At 63.2% G+C, this 14,922-nt stretch carries 15 protein-coding genes and 1 riboswitch; of the genes, 4 read left to right on the top strand and 11 right to left on the bottom strand.

Annotated features, from left to right (window positions below; all coding sequences use genetic code 11):
* Window positions 1-18 precede the first annotated feature (18 nt).
* Both EOA13_RS30975 and EOA13_RS30970 read left to right on the top strand, forming a co-directional pair.
* Window positions 19-489 carry a hypothetical protein gene (locus tag EOA13_RS30975; RefSeq protein ID WP_127297206.1) on the top strand — a complete coding sequence of 157 codons (471 nt, stop codon included), beginning with the start codon at window positions 19-21 and terminating at the stop codon, window positions 487-489.
* Between the two features lie 159 nt (window positions 490-648).
* Window positions 649-1,824, top strand: coding sequence for a GGDEF domain-containing protein (locus EOA13_RS30970; RefSeq protein ID WP_127297219.1), 1,176 nt, complete (start codon window positions 649-651; stop codon window positions 1,822-1,824).
* A 100-nt stretch (window positions 1,825-1,924) separates the two neighbouring features.
* On the opposite strand, the gene gcvP is transcribed toward EOA13_RS30970, so the two are convergent.
* The 3 genes from gcvP to gcvT are packed head-to-tail and all read right to left on the bottom strand — an operon-like array spanning window position 1,925 to window position 6,227.
* Window positions 1,925-4,735: an aminomethyl-transferring glycine dehydrogenase gene (gene gcvP, locus EOA13_RS30965; protein ID WP_127297205.1), complete on the bottom strand. Its 2,811-nt coding sequence runs from the start codon at window positions 4,733-4,735 to the stop codon at window positions 1,925-1,927.
* A 17-nt stretch (window positions 4,736-4,752) separates the two neighbouring features.
* The gene (gene gcvH / locus EOA13_RS30960) at window positions 4,753-5,121 is read right to left on the bottom strand and encodes a glycine cleavage system protein GcvH (protein WP_127297204.1); all 369 of its coding nucleotides are present in this window, start codon (window positions 5,119-5,121) and stop codon (window positions 4,753-4,755) included.
* Window positions 5,122-5,126: 5 nt separating this feature from the next.
* Complete coding sequence (gene gcvT / locus EOA13_RS30955) at window positions 5,127-6,227, bottom strand: glycine cleavage system aminomethyltransferase GcvT (RefSeq protein ID WP_127297203.1); 1,101 nt, start codon at window positions 6,225-6,227, stop codon at window positions 5,127-5,129.
* Window positions 6,228-6,376: 149 nt separating this feature from the next.
* A riboswitch (glycine riboswitch) is annotated at window positions 6,377-6,463 on the bottom strand.
* 244 nt (window positions 6,464-6,707) lie between these two features.
* Between gcvT and EOA13_RS30950 the strand changes: the two genes are divergently transcribed.
* A complete protein-coding gene (locus EOA13_RS30950; RefSeq protein ID WP_127297202.1) occupies window positions 6,708-7,709 on the top strand; it encodes a hypothetical protein in 1,002 nt (333 codons plus the stop codon).
* A 40-nt stretch (window positions 7,710-7,749) separates the two neighbouring features.
* On the opposite strand, the gene EOA13_RS30945 is transcribed toward EOA13_RS30950, so the two are convergent.
* Window positions 7,750-8,478 (bottom strand): GntR family transcriptional regulator, encoded by a 729-nt coding sequence (locus EOA13_RS30945; RefSeq protein WP_127297201.1) that lies wholly within the window; start codon window positions 8,476-8,478, stop codon window positions 7,750-7,752.
* 7 nt (window positions 8,479-8,485) lie between these two features.
* Window positions 8,486-9,766, bottom strand: coding sequence for a D-amino acid dehydrogenase (locus tag EOA13_RS30940; RefSeq protein ID WP_127297200.1), 1,281 nt, complete (start codon window positions 9,764-9,766; stop codon window positions 8,486-8,488).
* Between the two features lie 11 nt (window positions 9,767-9,777).
* Between EOA13_RS30940 and EOA13_RS30935 the strand changes: the two genes are divergently transcribed.
* Window positions 9,778-10,779 (top strand): Asp/Glu racemase, encoded by a 1,002-nt coding sequence (locus EOA13_RS30935; RefSeq protein ID WP_245490532.1) that lies wholly within the window; start codon window positions 9,778-9,780, stop codon window positions 10,777-10,779.
* A gap of 55 nt (window positions 10,780-10,834) precedes the next feature.
* On the opposite strand, the gene EOA13_RS30930 is transcribed toward EOA13_RS30935, so the two are convergent.
* The 6 genes from EOA13_RS30930 to EOA13_RS30905 form a co-directional block, all read right to left on the bottom strand.
* Window positions 10,835-11,626 carry a molybdopterin-binding protein gene (locus EOA13_RS30930; RefSeq protein WP_127297199.1) on the bottom strand — a complete coding sequence of 264 codons (792 nt, stop codon included), beginning with the start codon at window positions 11,624-11,626 and terminating at the stop codon, window positions 10,835-10,837.
* Between the two features lies 1 nt (window position 11,627).
* Complete coding sequence (locus EOA13_RS30925; RefSeq protein WP_127297198.1) at window positions 11,628-12,509, bottom strand: cytochrome b/b6 domain-containing protein; 882 nt, start codon at window positions 12,507-12,509, stop codon at window positions 11,628-11,630.
* Window positions 12,510-12,606: 97 nt separating this feature from the next.
* The gene (locus tag EOA13_RS30920) at window positions 12,607-13,284 is read right to left on the bottom strand and encodes a DUF1345 domain-containing protein (protein WP_127297197.1); all 678 of its coding nucleotides are present in this window, start codon (window positions 13,282-13,284) and stop codon (window positions 12,607-12,609) included.
* Window positions 13,285-13,307: 23 nt separating this feature from the next.
* Window positions 13,308-13,775 carry a YaiI/YqxD family protein gene (locus EOA13_RS30915; RefSeq protein ID WP_127297196.1) on the bottom strand — a complete coding sequence of 156 codons (468 nt, stop codon included), beginning with the start codon at window positions 13,773-13,775 and terminating at the stop codon, window positions 13,308-13,310.
* Between the two features lie 65 nt (window positions 13,776-13,840).
* Window positions 13,841-14,410 (bottom strand): S-(hydroxymethyl)glutathione synthase, encoded by a 570-nt coding sequence (gfa, locus tag EOA13_RS30910; protein WP_127297195.1) that lies wholly within the window; start codon window positions 14,408-14,410, stop codon window positions 13,841-13,843.
* A gap of 66 nt (window positions 14,411-14,476) precedes the next feature.
* Window positions 14,477-14,922 (bottom strand): zinc-binding dehydrogenase (locus EOA13_RS30905; RefSeq protein WP_164780443.1); only part of this gene is annotated, 446 nt, incomplete at its 5' end.

Here is a 14,922-nt window from a genome sequence, read left to right as displayed (position 1 = left end):
GGGCGATGAGGCAGGGGCATGCGTCACAATAACTTCACGGCAATGGCCGCGATGGCGGCCGTCTTGATGATGTCTGGCTGTACGACGGGCGGCGTCGACACCACCAAGACCACCGCCATCCAACCGGCGGCAAAGAACATCGACACCACCGATCTGGCGCAAGGCAAGGCGCAGTTTCGCGACGCCAATTACGGCCTCGCCGAAAAGCACTTTCGCAAGGCCGTCGAGTTGAAGGCCGACAATGCGGAGGCCTGGATGGGGCTCGCCGCTTCCTATGACGAGCTCGGCCGCTTCGACTTCGCCGACCGTGCCTACAGCCAGCTTTTGAAAGTCGCCGGCCGCAAGCCGCAGATCGTCAACAATATGGGTTATTCGCAACTGCTGCGCGGCAATCGCAAGAAGGCCAAGGCGCTGCTCCTCGAAGCGAAGGCCGGCATGGCCGATCCCACCGTCGTCAACGCCAACCTTGCTCTCTTGAACAAGGGTTGATCTCGCATCCATGGGTCCGGTTTCGGGACACGTGGCATCGACGCTTTGTAAACCTTATCCGCAGGTTGGTCGAACGATCGGCTGAAAACCCGTATCTGAGGGCTGCCGCTAACCTAGAATGCAGCGCAACCGCCGACGCTCGAGAGGCCCTTGCCCGATATGCTGGACTTCAGTTCGCTCCTGCTCGCAGCCGCGCTGTCGGGCATCTGCCTCAGCGTCACCATGTTTGCGATCTGGTTCACCGCGCCCAAGGCAGGCTTCGTGCTGACGGTGGCGTGCGGCATCCTGGTGCTGGTCGCGCATGTGATCCTGTTCTGGCGATACACCAAGGATCCCGATCCGCTGCTCTGCCAGATCGTGCTTGCGCTGCTCAGCCTGGGGTTCCTGATCCTCTGCGTGTCGGCCATGCAATATCTGGGCGTGCCCGGCCACAGACGCGCCGTTGCACCGGCGCTTGCCGCCATGGCTGTCTGTGCCGCCGTGACCTTCCTGGGGCTTGACGGTGTCGGCTTCATCGTCACCTACGCCACGGTGACGGCGCTGCTGTCGGCGATCGGCGCCATGTTCTGGATCAATGGCAGTCACGATCGCCGGATCCTGCTGGTGGTTTCGTTTCTGAGCGGCACCTGCGCTGTGTCGTTTGCGCTTTGCGGCGTGGTTCTACTGACCAAGGGGCAATGGACGCTCGCGGTCGCGCCCGACAACTGGGCCGAACGATTGAATTCCGTCGTGGCGGTCGCCTGCATGACCGGGCTCGGAGCGTTGACGCTCTCCCTCCATCATCTGCAGGCGCAAATCGAACTCAAGGCCGAGACCATGACCGATCCGCTGACAGGGTTGCTGAACCGCCGGGCATTGACGTCACTCTACGGCGAACGGAGTTTCGGTCCGTTCATGTCCATCGTCATGTTCGACCTCGACCACTTCAAGCGGACGAACGATGTCTACGGTCACCCGGTAGGGGATCAGGTCCTGTGCCGCTTTGCCGCCGTCATCAAGCGATATGCCAGGACCGGCGTCGACGCCTTTCGCCTGGGCGGCGAAGAGTTCGCAATCGTCATGTCGCGGATGACGGATGAAAAGGCCTACGATCTCGCCAGCAAGATCGGCGTGGCGTTCGGCACCGAAATCGTCCCCACCCAGCTCGGCAAGTTGCGCAGCACGGTCAGCGGCGGCATCGGCTACGGCGAGGCAAGCGGCAGCAGCCTGGACAACGTGCTCGCCGAGGCGGACGCGGCGCTCTATGCCGCCAAACGCGCCGGACGAAATTGCGTCATCGGTCGGACGGCACCAGGCAAGGCCGACCCGGTAAAGCCCGCCTTGCGCTCCGCTTAGAGCCTGTTCCATCCCGATGGGATCGGGATGGGCTCTAATTGTTTGTTTGAGCATGATCTTTTCCGAAAAACCGGTGTCCACTTTTCGGGATCATGCTCTGCTATTCCGCCGCGCCCAGATAGTCCGACAGGGGTGGGCACGAGCAGACCAGGTTGCGATCGCCGGCGACATTGTCGATGCGCGACACCGGCGGCCAGTACTTGGCCGCCGTGTCGGCGTCGCCGGCGGGATAGGCCGCCTCCAGGCGCGAGTAGGGATGGGTCCACTGGCCGGCCAGTGCCTCGGCGGCCGTGTGCGGCGCGTTGACCAGCGGATTGTCGGCCAAAGGCCATTCGCCCCTGGCGACTTTCGCCGCTTCGCCTGCGATGGCGATCATCGCCTCGCAGAAGCGGTCGAGCTCGCGCTTGGGCTCGGATTCGGTAGGCTCGACCATCAGCGTGCCGGCGACCGGGAACGACATGGTCGGCGCGTGGAAGCCGTAGTCGATCAGGCGCTTGGCGATATCATCGACGCTGATGCCGGCGCTCTCCTTGAGCACACGGGTGTCGAGGATGCATTCATGCGCGATACGATCGTGCCGGCCCTTGTAGAGCAGCGGGAAGTGCGGTGCGAGCCGTGTCGCCACGTAGTTGGCCGAGATGATGGCGGTCTCCGTCGCCTGCTTCAGTCCGGCGGCGCCCATCATGCGGATATACATCCAGGTGATCGGCAGGATCGAGGCGCTGCCGAACGGTGCGGCCGACACGGCGTGCGCAGAACCCTCGGTGACATGTCCCGGCAGATAGGGCTCCAGATGCGCCTTGACGCCGATCGGGCCGATGCCGGGCCCGCCGCCGCCATGCGGGATGCAGAAGGTCTTGTGCAGGTTCATATGACAGACGTCGGCGCCGATATCGGCAGGGCGGGCAAGGGCGACCAGCGCGTTGAGGTTGGCGCCGTCGAAATAGACCTGGCCGCCATGCTCATGAATGAGGGCGCAGAGGTGGCGGGCGCCTTCTTCATAGACGCCGTGCGTCGAGGGATAGGTGAACATCAGCGCCGCGAGATTCTTGGAATGCTCGTTGGCCTTGGCTCTCATATCGTCCATGTCGATATTGCCGTCCTCCAGGCAGCGCACGACGACAACGCTCATGCCGGCCATCGCAGCACTTGCCGGATTGGTGCCATGAGCGGAGGAGGGGATCAGGCAGACGGTGCGATGGCCTTCGCCGCGCGAGCGGTGATAGGCGCGGATGGCGAGCAGGCCGGCATATTCGCCCTGGCTGCCGGCATTGGGCTGCAGGCTGACCGCATCGAAGCCGGTGATTTCCGACAGCCAGCCTTCCAGCTCGCCGATCATGGCGCGGTAACCGGCCGAGTGCGCGGCCGGTGCGAAGGGATGCAAATTGGCGATGCTTGGCCAGCTCACCGGCATCATTTCGGCCGCCGCGTTGAGCTTCATGGTGCAGGATCCGAGCGGGATCATGCTGCGGTCGAGCGCCAGGTCCTTGTCGGCCAGCCGGCGCAGCAAGCGCATCATCTCGGTTTCCGACTTGTTTTCGTGGAAGACCGGCTGGGTCAGAAACTCCTTGCCGCGCGGCTTGCCGGGCACAGTGCTGTCGGCCGAGGGAGCGGCCTTGGCGCCGAACAGGGCCGCGATCGCATCGAGATCGGCATCGGTCGAGGTCTCATCGAAGCTGATGCCGACATGGTCGGCGTCGATGACGCGCAGCAGCCGGCCGGTCTCTTCGGCGGCCGCGGCAATCTGCGCGGCCTTGCCCTTCGCCTCTACCGTCACCGTGTCGAAGCGGCTGGTGCCGAGCGCCGACGCACCGGCCGCCTTCAGGCCGCTTGCCAGGCGGTTGGCGAGCGCGTGGATGCGCCCGGCAATCGCCTGCAGCCCGGCGGGGCCGTGCCAGATGGCGTAAGCGGTCGCCATGTTGGCGAGCAGCGCCTGCGCGGTGCAGATGTTGGAGGTCGCCTTGTCGCGGCGGATGTGCTGCTCGCGTGTCTGCAAGGCAAGCCGGTAGCCGGGCCGGCCCTTGCTGTCGGTGGATTGGCCGACAAGGCGGCCGGGCATCAGCCGCGTCAACTTGTCGGAGACGGCGCAATAGGCGGCGTGCGGCCCGCCAAAGCCCATCGGCACGCCAAAACGCTGCATTGGGCCGACGGCAATGTCGGCACCAAGCTTGGCCGGCGCATCGGTCAGCGTCAGGCCGAGCGGGTCGGCGATGAACACGACGATGGCGCCCGTGGCGCGGGCCTTGTCGATCGCTGCCTTGTGGTCGCCATAGACACCAAACGTATCCGGCCAGGAGACGAGCAAAGCGGCGGTGTTGTCGTCGATCGTCTCGCCATTGATCTCGATGCCGAGCGGCTCGGCGCGGGTGCGCACCACGTCCAGCGTCTGCGGATGCGGCGTGCCGGCAAATGCGATCTTGGTGCGCTTGTCGCGGTGGTGGCGCAAGGCGATGCCGACAGCTTCAGCCACCGCCGTCGCCTCGTCGAGCAGCGATGCCGATGCCACCGGCAGACCAGTCAATTCAGTGACCAGCGTCTGGAAGTTGAACAGCATCTCGAGCCTGCCCTGGCTGATCTCGGCCTGATAGGGCGTGTAGGCCGTATACCAGGCCGGATTCTCGAACAGGTTGCGCTGGATCACCGGCGGCACATGGACGCCGTGATAGCCGGCGCCGATGAAGCTCTTCAGCACCGTATTCTTGGCCATGGTCGCCGACAATTCGGCCAGCGCTTCCGCTTCGCTGGCCGGTGCGGGCAGGGTCAGCGGCAAGTCGAGGCGGATCGACTGCGGCACGGCCTGGCTGATCAGCGTCTCGACGGACGGAACGCCGATCACGGCAAGCATGGCTCTGACATCGTTGATATCAGGACCGATATGGCGGGCCGAGAAGGGAGTGAGTGCTGCGGTCATGTCAATACGTCCTGATATCAGCCGATATGAGCTTTGTAGGCGGCCTCATCCATGAGAGCCGCGAGCTGGCCCTCGTCGGCGAGCTTCATCTTCCACAGCCAGCCGGCCCCGGTTGCCGCCGAGTTGACCAGCGACGGATCCGACGACAGCGCGCCGTTGGCTTCGATGATCTCGCCATCGACCGGCGCATAGACATCGGATGCCGCCTTGACGGATTCGACCACGACGGCGGTGTCCCCCTTGGTCAATTTCTTTCCGGTCTCCGGCAGTTCGACGAAGACGAGGTCGCCGAGCTGCTCCTGCGCGTAATCGGTGATGCCGACAGTGGCGACGCCGCCCTCGACGCGGAGCCATTCGTGATCTGATGTGAAGTAGGTCGTTGCCATTGAGATCATCCTTTGCGGTAGCGATGCGGTGTGAAGGGCAGGGAGCTGATATCGACCGAGATTTTCGTGCCGCGAACATCGGCGAAGACCCGCGTTCCCGGCTTTGCCAGAGGTGTCGAGACATAGCCCATGGCGACCGGATGGCCGGCCGAGGGGCCGAAGCCGCCCGATGTGACATGGCCGGCGGGATTGCCGTCGGCGTCAAAGAGCGCAGCACCGGCGCGCACCGGCTGGCGGCCTTCCGGCTTCAGGCCGACGCGCTTTTGCGCGGGTCCTCGTTCCACCGCGGCGCGGAGCGCATCGGCGCCGATGAAAGCGCCGGAAGCGCGGATGTCCTTTGGAATCGCCCACATCAACGCGGCGCTGGCCGGATCGGTCTCCGGCGTGATGTCCTGGCCATGCAGGCAGAGCCCGGCCTCCAGCCGCAGACTGTCGCGGGCGGCCAGCCCGATCCACAGCACGCGTTCATCGCCGAGCAGCTTCGCGACGAGGTCGCGCGCATCGGCCTCCGGCAGGCCGATTTCGAAACCGTCCTCGCCGGTATAGCCGGAGCGGCTCATGAACCAGTTCTTGCGCGGTTCGACCCCATGCATGAACAGCAGCGAGCCGGTCTCGATGCCGGCGCGGGAAAGAGCAGCCCAGGCTTCAGGACCCTGGATGGCCAGGAAGACGCGGTCGAGCGGCTCGACCCTGGCGTCGAAATCCGCGGCAAGTGCACGCAAATGCTTTTCGTCGGCGACGGCGTTGCCTGCGTTGGCGACCACCATGAACCTGCTATCGCCAAGTCTGGTGACGATCAGGTCGTCCAGAATGCCGCCTGCCTCGTTGAGGAAAAAGGACAGTTTGGACTGTGAGATTTGGAGTGCGCCTGCATCCAAGGGGCAAGCGCGGTTGAGCAGCGCAACCGCCTCCGGCCCGCTGACTTCGAACAGCTTCATATGCGAGATGTCGAACAGGCCGGCCTGTTCGCGGGTGTGAAGATGTTCCTTCATGACGCCCGCCGGATAGGTCAGCGGCATCGACCAGCCGGCAAAAGCGCCAAAACGCGCACCGGCGGCCACATGGATGTCTTCGAGGGGTAGGTGTCTTGTATCGTCGCCCGTCATGTCGTCTCCAGAGTCGCACGCAATCGGCCGCGAATGGCGACCAGTCCGTGCCCCTCTGTCTGAAGCCTGAGAGACTCGCGCAGCCGGAGCTCTGTCAGCGGCGCTTACACCTTCGGCGCGGGGGCAAGCCCCGACTTTCCAGAGTGTCTTTCCCGTCTACGGTTCTTTTGCCTGAGAGATTTCGGGCGATTTCCCCTTCGGCGACAGCTCTCGCTGTTCTCTCCCGCAAACAGGTAGGACTCAGACCCTGAGTCCTCGACGCGCCATCCATAGCTCGCGCGCGACGGCTTGTCACCTGTCAGCGACATCTAAAGCGCGTGCATGCCATTCTTCAAAACCGCGGCACGTTTTTGGGCGACCTGCGTTGGCCGACAAGTCTTCGCTAACCACGCCGTCTGCCGGTTTTTCAAGACACTGCTGATATGTTGGCTTGTATGACGCTTGGGGCCGGCGCTTGGCGACGGCGGACGGGGACGACAAATGGGCGAATTGATCATGAGCGCGCCGGTGGCCGGGCTGACCTCGAAAAGCCGCATCGCCGCGGAGGACGTGGCGATGTTGCGCCATGAAGTGTTCGGCGATGGCGTCGTGACGCGCGGCGAGGCCGAGGCGCTGTTTGCGCTCGATGCAACGGCGAAGGACAAATGCGAGGAATGGCCGCCCTTCTTCGTCGAGGCGGTTACCGACTATATCGTCCACCAGGAAAAGCCGTCGGGCTATATCTCGCAGGACAATGCCGACTGGCTGATCCGCACGATCTCGCGCGATGGCATGGTCGACAGCCGGACCGAGCTCGAATTGCTGGTGCATGTGCTGGAACAGGCAAGATCGTCGCCGAGCCAGCTTTGCGTCTATGCGCTGGAGCAGGTGGCGCATGCCGTCATTGACGGCAAGGGGCCGCTGATGCTCGGCGGCACGCTGGCTCCCGGCCTCATCGCACAGGCGGAGGTCGAGCTGCTGCGCCGGATCCTCCATGCCCATGGCGGCGACGGCAACATCGCCATCACGCGCGCCGAGGCCGAGGTGCTGTTCAAGATCAACGAGTGCACTGCTCAGGGGCACAACGATCCGTCCTGGAACGAGCTGTTCGTCAAGGCGATCGCCAATTTCGTCATGTGCTCGGCCGGCTACGAAGCACCGACGCGCGATGTGGCGCTGCGCCGTGATGCCTTCCTCGAGCATGCCGATCCGGAAATCGGCGGCTTCTTCAGCCGCATGATCTCTGGCGGCCTTGCCGGCATCATGGAAGCCTATCGGTCCCCGGGCGACATCGAGGCCGAGTGGGAAGCCAGGAACAGGGCGGCCGAGGCTCTGGCCCGCCGCGCCGAGACGATCGATGCCGGCGAAGCCGGCTGGCTGATCGAACATATCGGCGTCGACAGGCCTCTTTACGAGAACGAACGCGCGCTGTTGACCCTGATCAAGCACGCCTCACCGGAAATCCATCCGGCGCTGAGGCCGCTGCTCGACAAGGTTGCCTGAGTGGTAGGGGGTTGCCTCGGTCAAAGCTGGGGTTGCCCGATTAGATCTGGTCGACGTCGATGTATATCCGTGCCAGCCCTTCCCGAACGGTCGACATGGCATCGGCGACACTGATGGCGATGTGGTCATCCATGAGCCTGGCTGCCCTGTCGGCATCGCGGGCTACCATGGCGCGGGCGATTTCGCTGTGTTCGGTGTAGGTCGTCGACAGCCGCCGGTGCTTCTCCACTTCGATTTTGCGAACGAAATGGATGCGCGTGTTGATGCCTTCGAGCATGCGCGCCAGTTCGGGATTGCCTGACAGCCTGGCGATGCGGATGTGAAACTCCTCGTCCCTGGCGGTCAGCTCGGCGCTGGAAAACGAGTCGGCGCGCGCCATGGTGAGCGTCCACCAGTCGACGAGCGCGGCGAGCTCTTCATTGGTCGCGCGCTGGACCGCCAGCCTGACGGAGCGCTCCTCGAGCACCGCCCGCACGTCGGAAAGATTGACGATCTCGTCGACATCGAAGCCCCGGCAAAAGAAGCCGCGATTGGTCTGGAAAGTGATGAGTTCTTCTGTGACCAATCGCTGGAGCGCCTCCCGGATCGGGCTGCGGCTGACATTCAGCCTGGCGGCAAGCGCCACTTCGTTGATGCGCTCGTTCGGCTTGAAGCGATAGTCCATCGCCATGCGACGGATTTCTTCATAGACACGCGGGCCGGTCTTGATCGGCTTGGATGCCACCGCCGCGCTGTTGTCCCGGTTGCTTTGCCTGGCGGGTCGGAGCATGGCGTCGTCAAGCCTTTGCGGCGCTTGGTTCGGTGAACCGCGCCTGTGTGGGAAGGATACCGTCGAGGGCGACCGGCGCGGTCCGGCCGGCGATCAGATCGGCGATGATACGGGCCGATCCATGCGCCATCGTCCAGCCGATATGGCCGTGCCCGGTGTTCAGCCACAGGTTTCGGATGTCGCGCAGGCCGAGGATCGGCAGGTTGTCGGGCGTCATGGGCCTCAGGCAAGCCCGCATTTCGCCGCGATCATAGGCGATGCCGCGCGGGAACAGGTCCTGCGTGACGCGCTTCATGAAGGTGAAATCCGAGGGCTTGTGACTGCGATCATAGCCTGCGAACTCCGCGGTGGCGGTGACGCGGATGCGATCGCCCATCGGCGTGATGGCAACGAGATTATGCTCGTCGATAACGGGAACCTTTGGAGCCAGTGCCTGATCCACGATGGGAATGGTCAGGGAGTATCCCTTGACGGGATAGATCGGCAGACCAAGTCCGATCTTGCGGGCCAGGATCGGGCTTTCCGCGCCCAGGCACAGAACGTAGGCGTCGGCCAAGACCTCCCCCTTGTCGGTGACGACCCGGGTGATCGCGTCGTTCCTGCGCTCGATTCCGACGATCTTGGTGCCTGTCAGGATCTTGCCGCCCCTCGTTTCGACGATGGCCGCCAGCGCGCGCGTGAACTTGGCGGCGTCGCCGGTTTCGTCGGTCGGACACAATATACCGCCGGCGATGCTGCCGCGCGACGACGCCAGCGCCGGTTCGCGGTCAACGATCTCCTGCGCGTCGACGATGCGGATCTCCTGGCCGTCGGCTTCCAGCAGGCGCATGTTGGCGATGCCCTTGTCGAGCGCCTGACGGCTGCGGTGGAAGTAAAGAATGCCGGCCGACGTCCTGTCGTACTGGATCGCCTCTTCCCTGACGACCGCCTGCAGGACCGATTGGGAATGGACCGCAAGCCGATGTTTGAGCAGAGTGTTGCGGCGCGCTTTGGCGGCCGTGCATTGCATGAGGAAGCGCAGCGACCAGGTGTAGAGATGCGGGTCGGCGGAGAGTTTGAAACGAAGCGCCTGGTCTTTCAGGAACAGCGACTTCAGCAGGATCTTGGGAGCGGCCGGCGACGACCAGACGAAGGAGTGGCCGGGCGCGATCATGCCGGCGTTTGCCCAGCTTGCACCCTCGGCCACCTGCGGTGCCTGCTCGAGAACGGTGACGGCGTGGCCGTCCTTTTGCAGCTGATAGGCCGTGGTGATCCCGACCACGCCGCCGCCCAAGATCAATATGCGCATTGCCGTCCCGAATGGCTGTCGTTTCTATTGTCGACAATTCAACAGGACGACGCCGACCTTTGTCAACGGCGCATGGATCCGCGACTAAAAAGCTCTACCCAGGTTTGAAATTCGGGCATTTCTTAGGTCCGTATCTGCATGGAGCCCTTGACAGTTTCAGCGATGTTGCCGTTTCTATTGTCGACAATTCTGATTGGCATCAAGAAGGGGACTGCACCATGGACGCCCCGGTTACCCGCTCCGACGATACGCTTGTCCTTGACAAGGAACACATTCCTTTCAAGACCGACGACGGTATCGGCACCCGCGCCAATCTCGGCCTGCTCGTGCTTCGGACCGACCAGACCATCGAGGATGAATTCCGCTATACGCTGCCCGCTTGCGACATCGCGCTGTACGAGGCCCGGCTTTACAGCGATGTCGAGATCACGCCGGAAAACTTGATGAAGATGTCGGCCGTGATTCCGGGAACTGTCGGGCTCTTGCCGGACGTCAAGTTCGATGTGATCGGCTTTGCCTGTACGTCGGGAGCGCTTGTCATCGGCGAGGACAAGGTAGCCGCGCGCGTTCACGAGGTGCTGCTGGGCGTGCAAGTGACCAACCCGGTGACGGCGGCGCGGGCCGCGCTGAAGGCCCTGGGCGTCTCGCGCATCGCGGTGCTAACCCCTTATCTCGCGAAAATCAATCATTCCCTGCGGGCATCGTTGATGGCGCGGGGGATGGATATTCCGGTCATGGGCTCCTTCAACGAGGCGGACGACAATGTCGTTGCACGCATCACGCCGGCATCGGTGAAGCAGGCCATTTTGGAGATCGGCGCATCGAGCGAGTGTGAGGCCGTGTTCGTTTCCTGCACCAGCATGCGCGTTGCCCGGATCATCGAGGAGGTCGAGAAGGAGCTGAAGAAACCGGTCACTTCGAGCAACCATGCACTTGCCTGGCATATGCTGCGGCTTGGCGGCATTGGCGAGCAGATTGCCGGAAAAGGCGAGCTGTTTCGCCGGTCGCTGTAGGCGCGGTCGCGCCGGAGCCTGAGGGCTGGCGGATCATCCGTTTTCGGTATGCTGTTCAGATCCCGCCGTACCAGTCGTAGCCATTGTCTTCCCAATAGCCGCCGCGGCCGCCGCCGATGCTGGCGAAGCCGTCGACCAGCTCGATCTTGTACAGGTATTTCGGCATCTTGTAGCCGAGCTGGCGCTCGACGCGGACGCGCAGCGGCGCGCCGTTCTCGACCGGCAGCGGCTTGCCGTTCAGGCCATAGGCGAGGATCGTCTGCGGGTGACGGGCATCGATCAGGTCGATGCTGCCGTAATATTTGATGTCGCCCGACAGGCTGCGGTCGATTGTGTCGAGGCAATGGAACATGACGTAGCGCGCCTGCGGTTTGACCACCGCCTGGTCCAGCACCAGCGACAGCGGGGTGCCGGTCCATTTGGCGATGCAGCTCCAGCCTTCGACGCAGTCATGGCGGGTGATCTGGGTGCGGCTCGGCATGTTCTGAAGCTGCTCGCGGCTAAGCGACAGCGGCTTTTCGACGAGGCCCGTCACTTCCAGACGCCAGTCGGCGAAATTGTTGGCGAGCAGGCCTTTGTAAACATCGTCATCGGGAGCGGTGACACCGTTCGGCCGCTGCGGCTGGCGTATGTCGGCCTCGGTGAATTCCGGCGCCAGCGCGTCACGTCCGGCAAGCAGGCGCTGTGCCCGGTATGTCAGGTCATTGGCGTTTTCGAGAAAACTGCGCAGGCCGCTGCCGATGCTTAGCTGGCTGTCGAAGGCGTCGCAGCCCGACAGCATGATGCCGGAGACGCCAAGGCTGGCACCGGTCAGGAATTTGCGGCGGCTGATCTGGAATTTTGCCATGTCAGGCACTCCTCTCGACGGGTTTGTCGTCCTGTGCGGGAGGATCGGTGCGATACCAACCGGTGATGATCGAGCGCAGTTCGTTGATCGGGCCGGCGGCCAGGATCATCAGGATATGGACGACGAAGAAGGCGACCAGCAGCACCATGACGGTGAAATGGATGGTGCGTGCCGTCTGCCGGCCACCGAGCAGATCGTTGAGGAAGGGCAGCACCGAATTCATGCTTGGCGACATCGCCAGGCCGGTGATGATCATCAGCGGCAACAGCACGAAAAGCACGCCGCCATAAGCCATCTTCTGCAGCGTGTTGTATTCCCGCCTGTGGTGGAATTTGAGCTTGGCGTGGTCGATGATGTCTTGCGGCAAGCGCTTGAGATCATCGAGGCGCGGCGCGAGATCGCGGCGCAGATGGCCGTTCACGGTGCTGGCGACCAGCCAGACGATCAACGTTGTGGTCAGTATCCAGGCAAAGAAGAAATGGATGACGCGAGCCGTGCCGAGATCATAGTAGGACGGGATGGTCGCCCATGACGGAAAGGCGCGGGACGTCTCCTGGCCTGCCGGCCCCGACCAGCCGAGTACGCCCGTGGTGTCGAAGCGATGCCCAAAGATTTCGGTGTAGCCGCGGGGCCCGGTGTTGGTATTCTCGGCGCCGATGGCGAAGATGGTGTTGTTGTAGTCGAAGCCCGACTGTTTGCCGATATAGAGCTGCGGACGGGCATTGAAGATCTGCAGGCCTGACAGCAGCATGAAGAACAAGGAGATAGCCCAGAGCCAATGCGTCAGCCGCGTCCAGCGCGACTGCCGGTAGATCAGCGTTTTGTCGTTCGACGCAGAAGCGCCTCGATCGGCGGCGGATTGGCTTCTGGCAACGGATTCCATCGTGTTTCGTCTCCCGGCCTCACGGCATGGCCTGCGCGTTCATTGTCCTCCTGATACGTCGCGATCCAAACCGATGTTTCATCCGATCACGGATTTATTACGGACCGCCCAGGCTGACGGCGAGATTGACGGCGGCGGCGACGATAACCGTGTTGAAGAAAAACGACAGAATCGAATGGACAAGCACGACACGACGCATATGCGTTGTCGAGATGTTGGTATCGGCGGTCTGTGCCGTCATGCCGATCACCGTCGAGAAGTACAGGAAGTCCCAGCCCTCCGGCCGTTTGTCGCCCGGAAACAGCAGTCCGCCGACAGGGATTTTCTTCCTGGTCTCGGCATCCACCGCATCGCCGTCCATCCAGTAGACATGGGCATAATGGAGCGCTGCCATGGCATGAATGGTGAACCAGCCGAGCGGGATCGACAGCAGCGCGAAGGTGAGCTCGACGGGATGGCTTCTGTCCTTCTGATTGATCAGCAGGAACAATGAGATAACGGCAACGCCGACGACGACAAGCGTCACAGCGAAGATGACCAGCACAGGCTGGTCCGTGGCACGCGCATTCCTGCTCAGATACCTGCCGGTGAACTTCGGCATCTGGGCGACGACGAGAATGACATAGGCGGCAAAGAACGCGTTGGCGCCGATCGAATAGGCAAGCGGGGCGTGCAGCAGCAACGCCACGAGAAGCGCAAAAACGCCAACGCAGGCCGACACAGCGAACAGCATGTGGCGCTGAATGGGTTTGTCTATCGGAGCTTCGGCGGCCATGGTGGTTCCAGCCCTGGATAGCGCTAATCCGGTGTGGCTGATTTCACGGCCCGCCGCAAGATGCGGTCGAGTTCGCCGAGAAACCGCGACCGGTCCTGCGGGGCGAAGCTGGCATTGTAGCCCTTGCTTTCGCCGGTCTCGCGCAGATGCTGCTTTAGGTCGCGCATCGCCACCGCCATGCCGATCGTTTCCGGCGTGAAGGGGCGCCCGGTCGGTCCAAGCACATGCGCACCGAGCGCCACCGCGCGGGCGGCCAGCGGAATGTCGGCGGTGATCACAATGTCGTTGGTCCGCGCATTGTCGACGATCCAGTCGTCGGCGGCATCGGCGCCCTTTGAGACGACGACATTGCGGATCATCGGATCGCGCGATGGCCGCAGGCCGCCATTGGAGACGTAGGTGACAACGACGCCATGCCGGTCGGCCACTTTTTCGACCTCGGCCTTGACCGGGCAGGCGTCGGCATCGACGAGAATGGCGGGTGAGGGCATTGTCTCTCCAGAACGAGCAGGGGCCGGAAACCTGTCCGGCCCCATACCCTGAAATCTCACGATAGTCAGGCCGGCAAGGCGCCGGACTTCTTCGCCGTCCAGGTTGCGATATAGTCCATCAGTCCGGGATTGAGGCAGTCATAGGGTTCGAGCCCGATCGTCTTCAGCTGCGAACGGATGCCGTCCATCCGCTTTGGATCGACACCGGATTCGATGATCGACGAGACAAAGGCAGTGAAGCCCGGAGGCGACCAGCCGTCCTCCTCGAAGCGCTCGGGATGGATGAAGGACAGGCCCTTGAACGGGTGGTCGCGCTCGACCGGTCCGTGCATGTGCACCCCGCAGCCGGTGCAGGCATGGCGCTGGATCAGCGCCGAGGGGTCGACCACCTTCAGCTTGTCACCATTCTCGGTGACGGTGACGTCGCCGGTGCCGGCAACGGCAACGACCGAGAACACCGCGCCCTCCGGCTTCCAGCACTTTGTGCAGCCGCAGGCGTGGTTGTGGGCGATCTGGCCTTTGACCTTCACCCTGACCGGCTTGCTGGTGCAGGCGCAGACCAGCGTGCCGCCGGCAAAGCTGGCGCTTTCCCGGGGCAGTCCATTGTCGATTTTCGAATGCAGTTTTTCCGGCATTCTTTTTTCCTCCCAGTTGTGAACCCAGAAGTCGCAGGCCGGCTGGTCGGCGACTTGTGGTCCTGCTCAGTAAACCACGACACTCCTGATCGATTTGCCCTCATGCATGAGATCAAAACCCTTGTTGATGTCCTCGAGCTTCAGCGTGTGGGTGATCATCGGGTCGATCTGGATCTTGCCGTCCATGTACCAGTCGACGATCTTCGGCACGTCGGTGCGGCCGCGTGCGCCGCCGAAGGCGGTGCCCATCCAGGTGCGCCCGGTGACCAGCTGGAACGGCCGTGTCGAAATCTCCTGGCCGGCACCGGCCACACCGATGACGACCGATTTGCCCCAGCCGCGATGCGAGGCTTCCAGCGCCTGGCGCATCACCTTGGTGCTGCCCGTGCAGTCGAATGTGTAGTCGGCACCGCCGATCTGGTCGGCGCCGCGCTTGGTCATGTTGACGAGGTGGGGCACGACATCGCCGTCGATCTCCTTCGGATTGACGAAATGCGTCATGCCGAACCGCT

This window comes from Mesorhizobium sp. M7A.F.Ca.US.011.01.1.1 (assembly GCF_003998295.1).
Lineage (GTDB): Bacteria > Pseudomonadota > Alphaproteobacteria > Rhizobiales > Rhizobiaceae > Mesorhizobium.
This window is presented reverse-complemented; position numbering and strand designations above follow the sequence as displayed.

Excerpts from the sequence above, each read along its gene's own strand:
- EOA13_RS30975 (WP_127297206.1), top strand. The coding sequence starts at position 19 with ATGCGTCACAATAACTTCACGGCAATGGCCGCGATGGCGGCCGTCTTG.
- EOA13_RS30970 (WP_127297219.1), top strand. The coding sequence starts at position 649 with ATGCTGGACTTCAGTTCGCTCCTGCTCGCAGCCGCGCTGTCGGGCATC.
- gcvP (WP_127297205.1), bottom strand. The coding sequence starts at position 4,735 with ATGACCGCAGCACTCACTCCCTTCTCGGCCCGCCATATCGGTCCTGAT.
- gcvH (WP_127297204.1), bottom strand. The coding sequence starts at position 5,121 with ATGGCAACGACCTACTTCACATCAGATCACGAATGGCTCCGCGTCGAG.
- gcvT (WP_127297203.1), bottom strand. The coding sequence starts at position 6,227 with ATGACGGGCGACGATACAAGACACCTACCCCTCGAAGACATCCATGTG.
- EOA13_RS30950 (WP_127297202.1), top strand. The coding sequence starts at position 6,708 with ATGGGCGAATTGATCATGAGCGCGCCGGTGGCCGGGCTGACCTCGAAA.
- EOA13_RS30945 (WP_127297201.1), bottom strand. The coding sequence starts at position 8,478 with ATGCTCCGACCCGCCAGGCAAAGCAACCGGGACAACAGCGCGGCGGTG.
- EOA13_RS30940 (WP_127297200.1), bottom strand. The coding sequence starts at position 9,766 with ATGCGCATATTGATCTTGGGCGGCGGCGTGGTCGGGATCACCACGGCC.
- EOA13_RS30935 (WP_245490532.1), top strand. The coding sequence starts at position 9,778 with ATGGCTGTCGTTTCTATTGTCGACAATTCAACAGGACGACGCCGACCT.
- EOA13_RS30930 (WP_127297199.1), bottom strand. The coding sequence starts at position 11,626 with ATGGCAAAATTCCAGATCAGCCGCCGCAAATTCCTGACCGGTGCCAGC.
- EOA13_RS30925 (WP_127297198.1), bottom strand. The coding sequence starts at position 12,509 with ATGGAATCCGTTGCCAGAAGCCAATCCGCCGCCGATCGAGGCGCTTCT.
- EOA13_RS30920 (WP_127297197.1), bottom strand. The coding sequence starts at position 13,284 with ATGGCCGCCGAAGCTCCGATAGACAAACCCATTCAGCGCCACATGCTG.
- EOA13_RS30915 (WP_127297196.1), bottom strand. The coding sequence starts at position 13,775 with ATGCCCTCACCCGCCATTCTCGTCGATGCCGACGCCTGCCCGGTCAAG.
- gfa (WP_127297195.1), bottom strand. The coding sequence starts at position 14,410 with ATGCCGGAAAAACTGCATTCGAAAATCGACAATGGACTGCCCCGGGAA.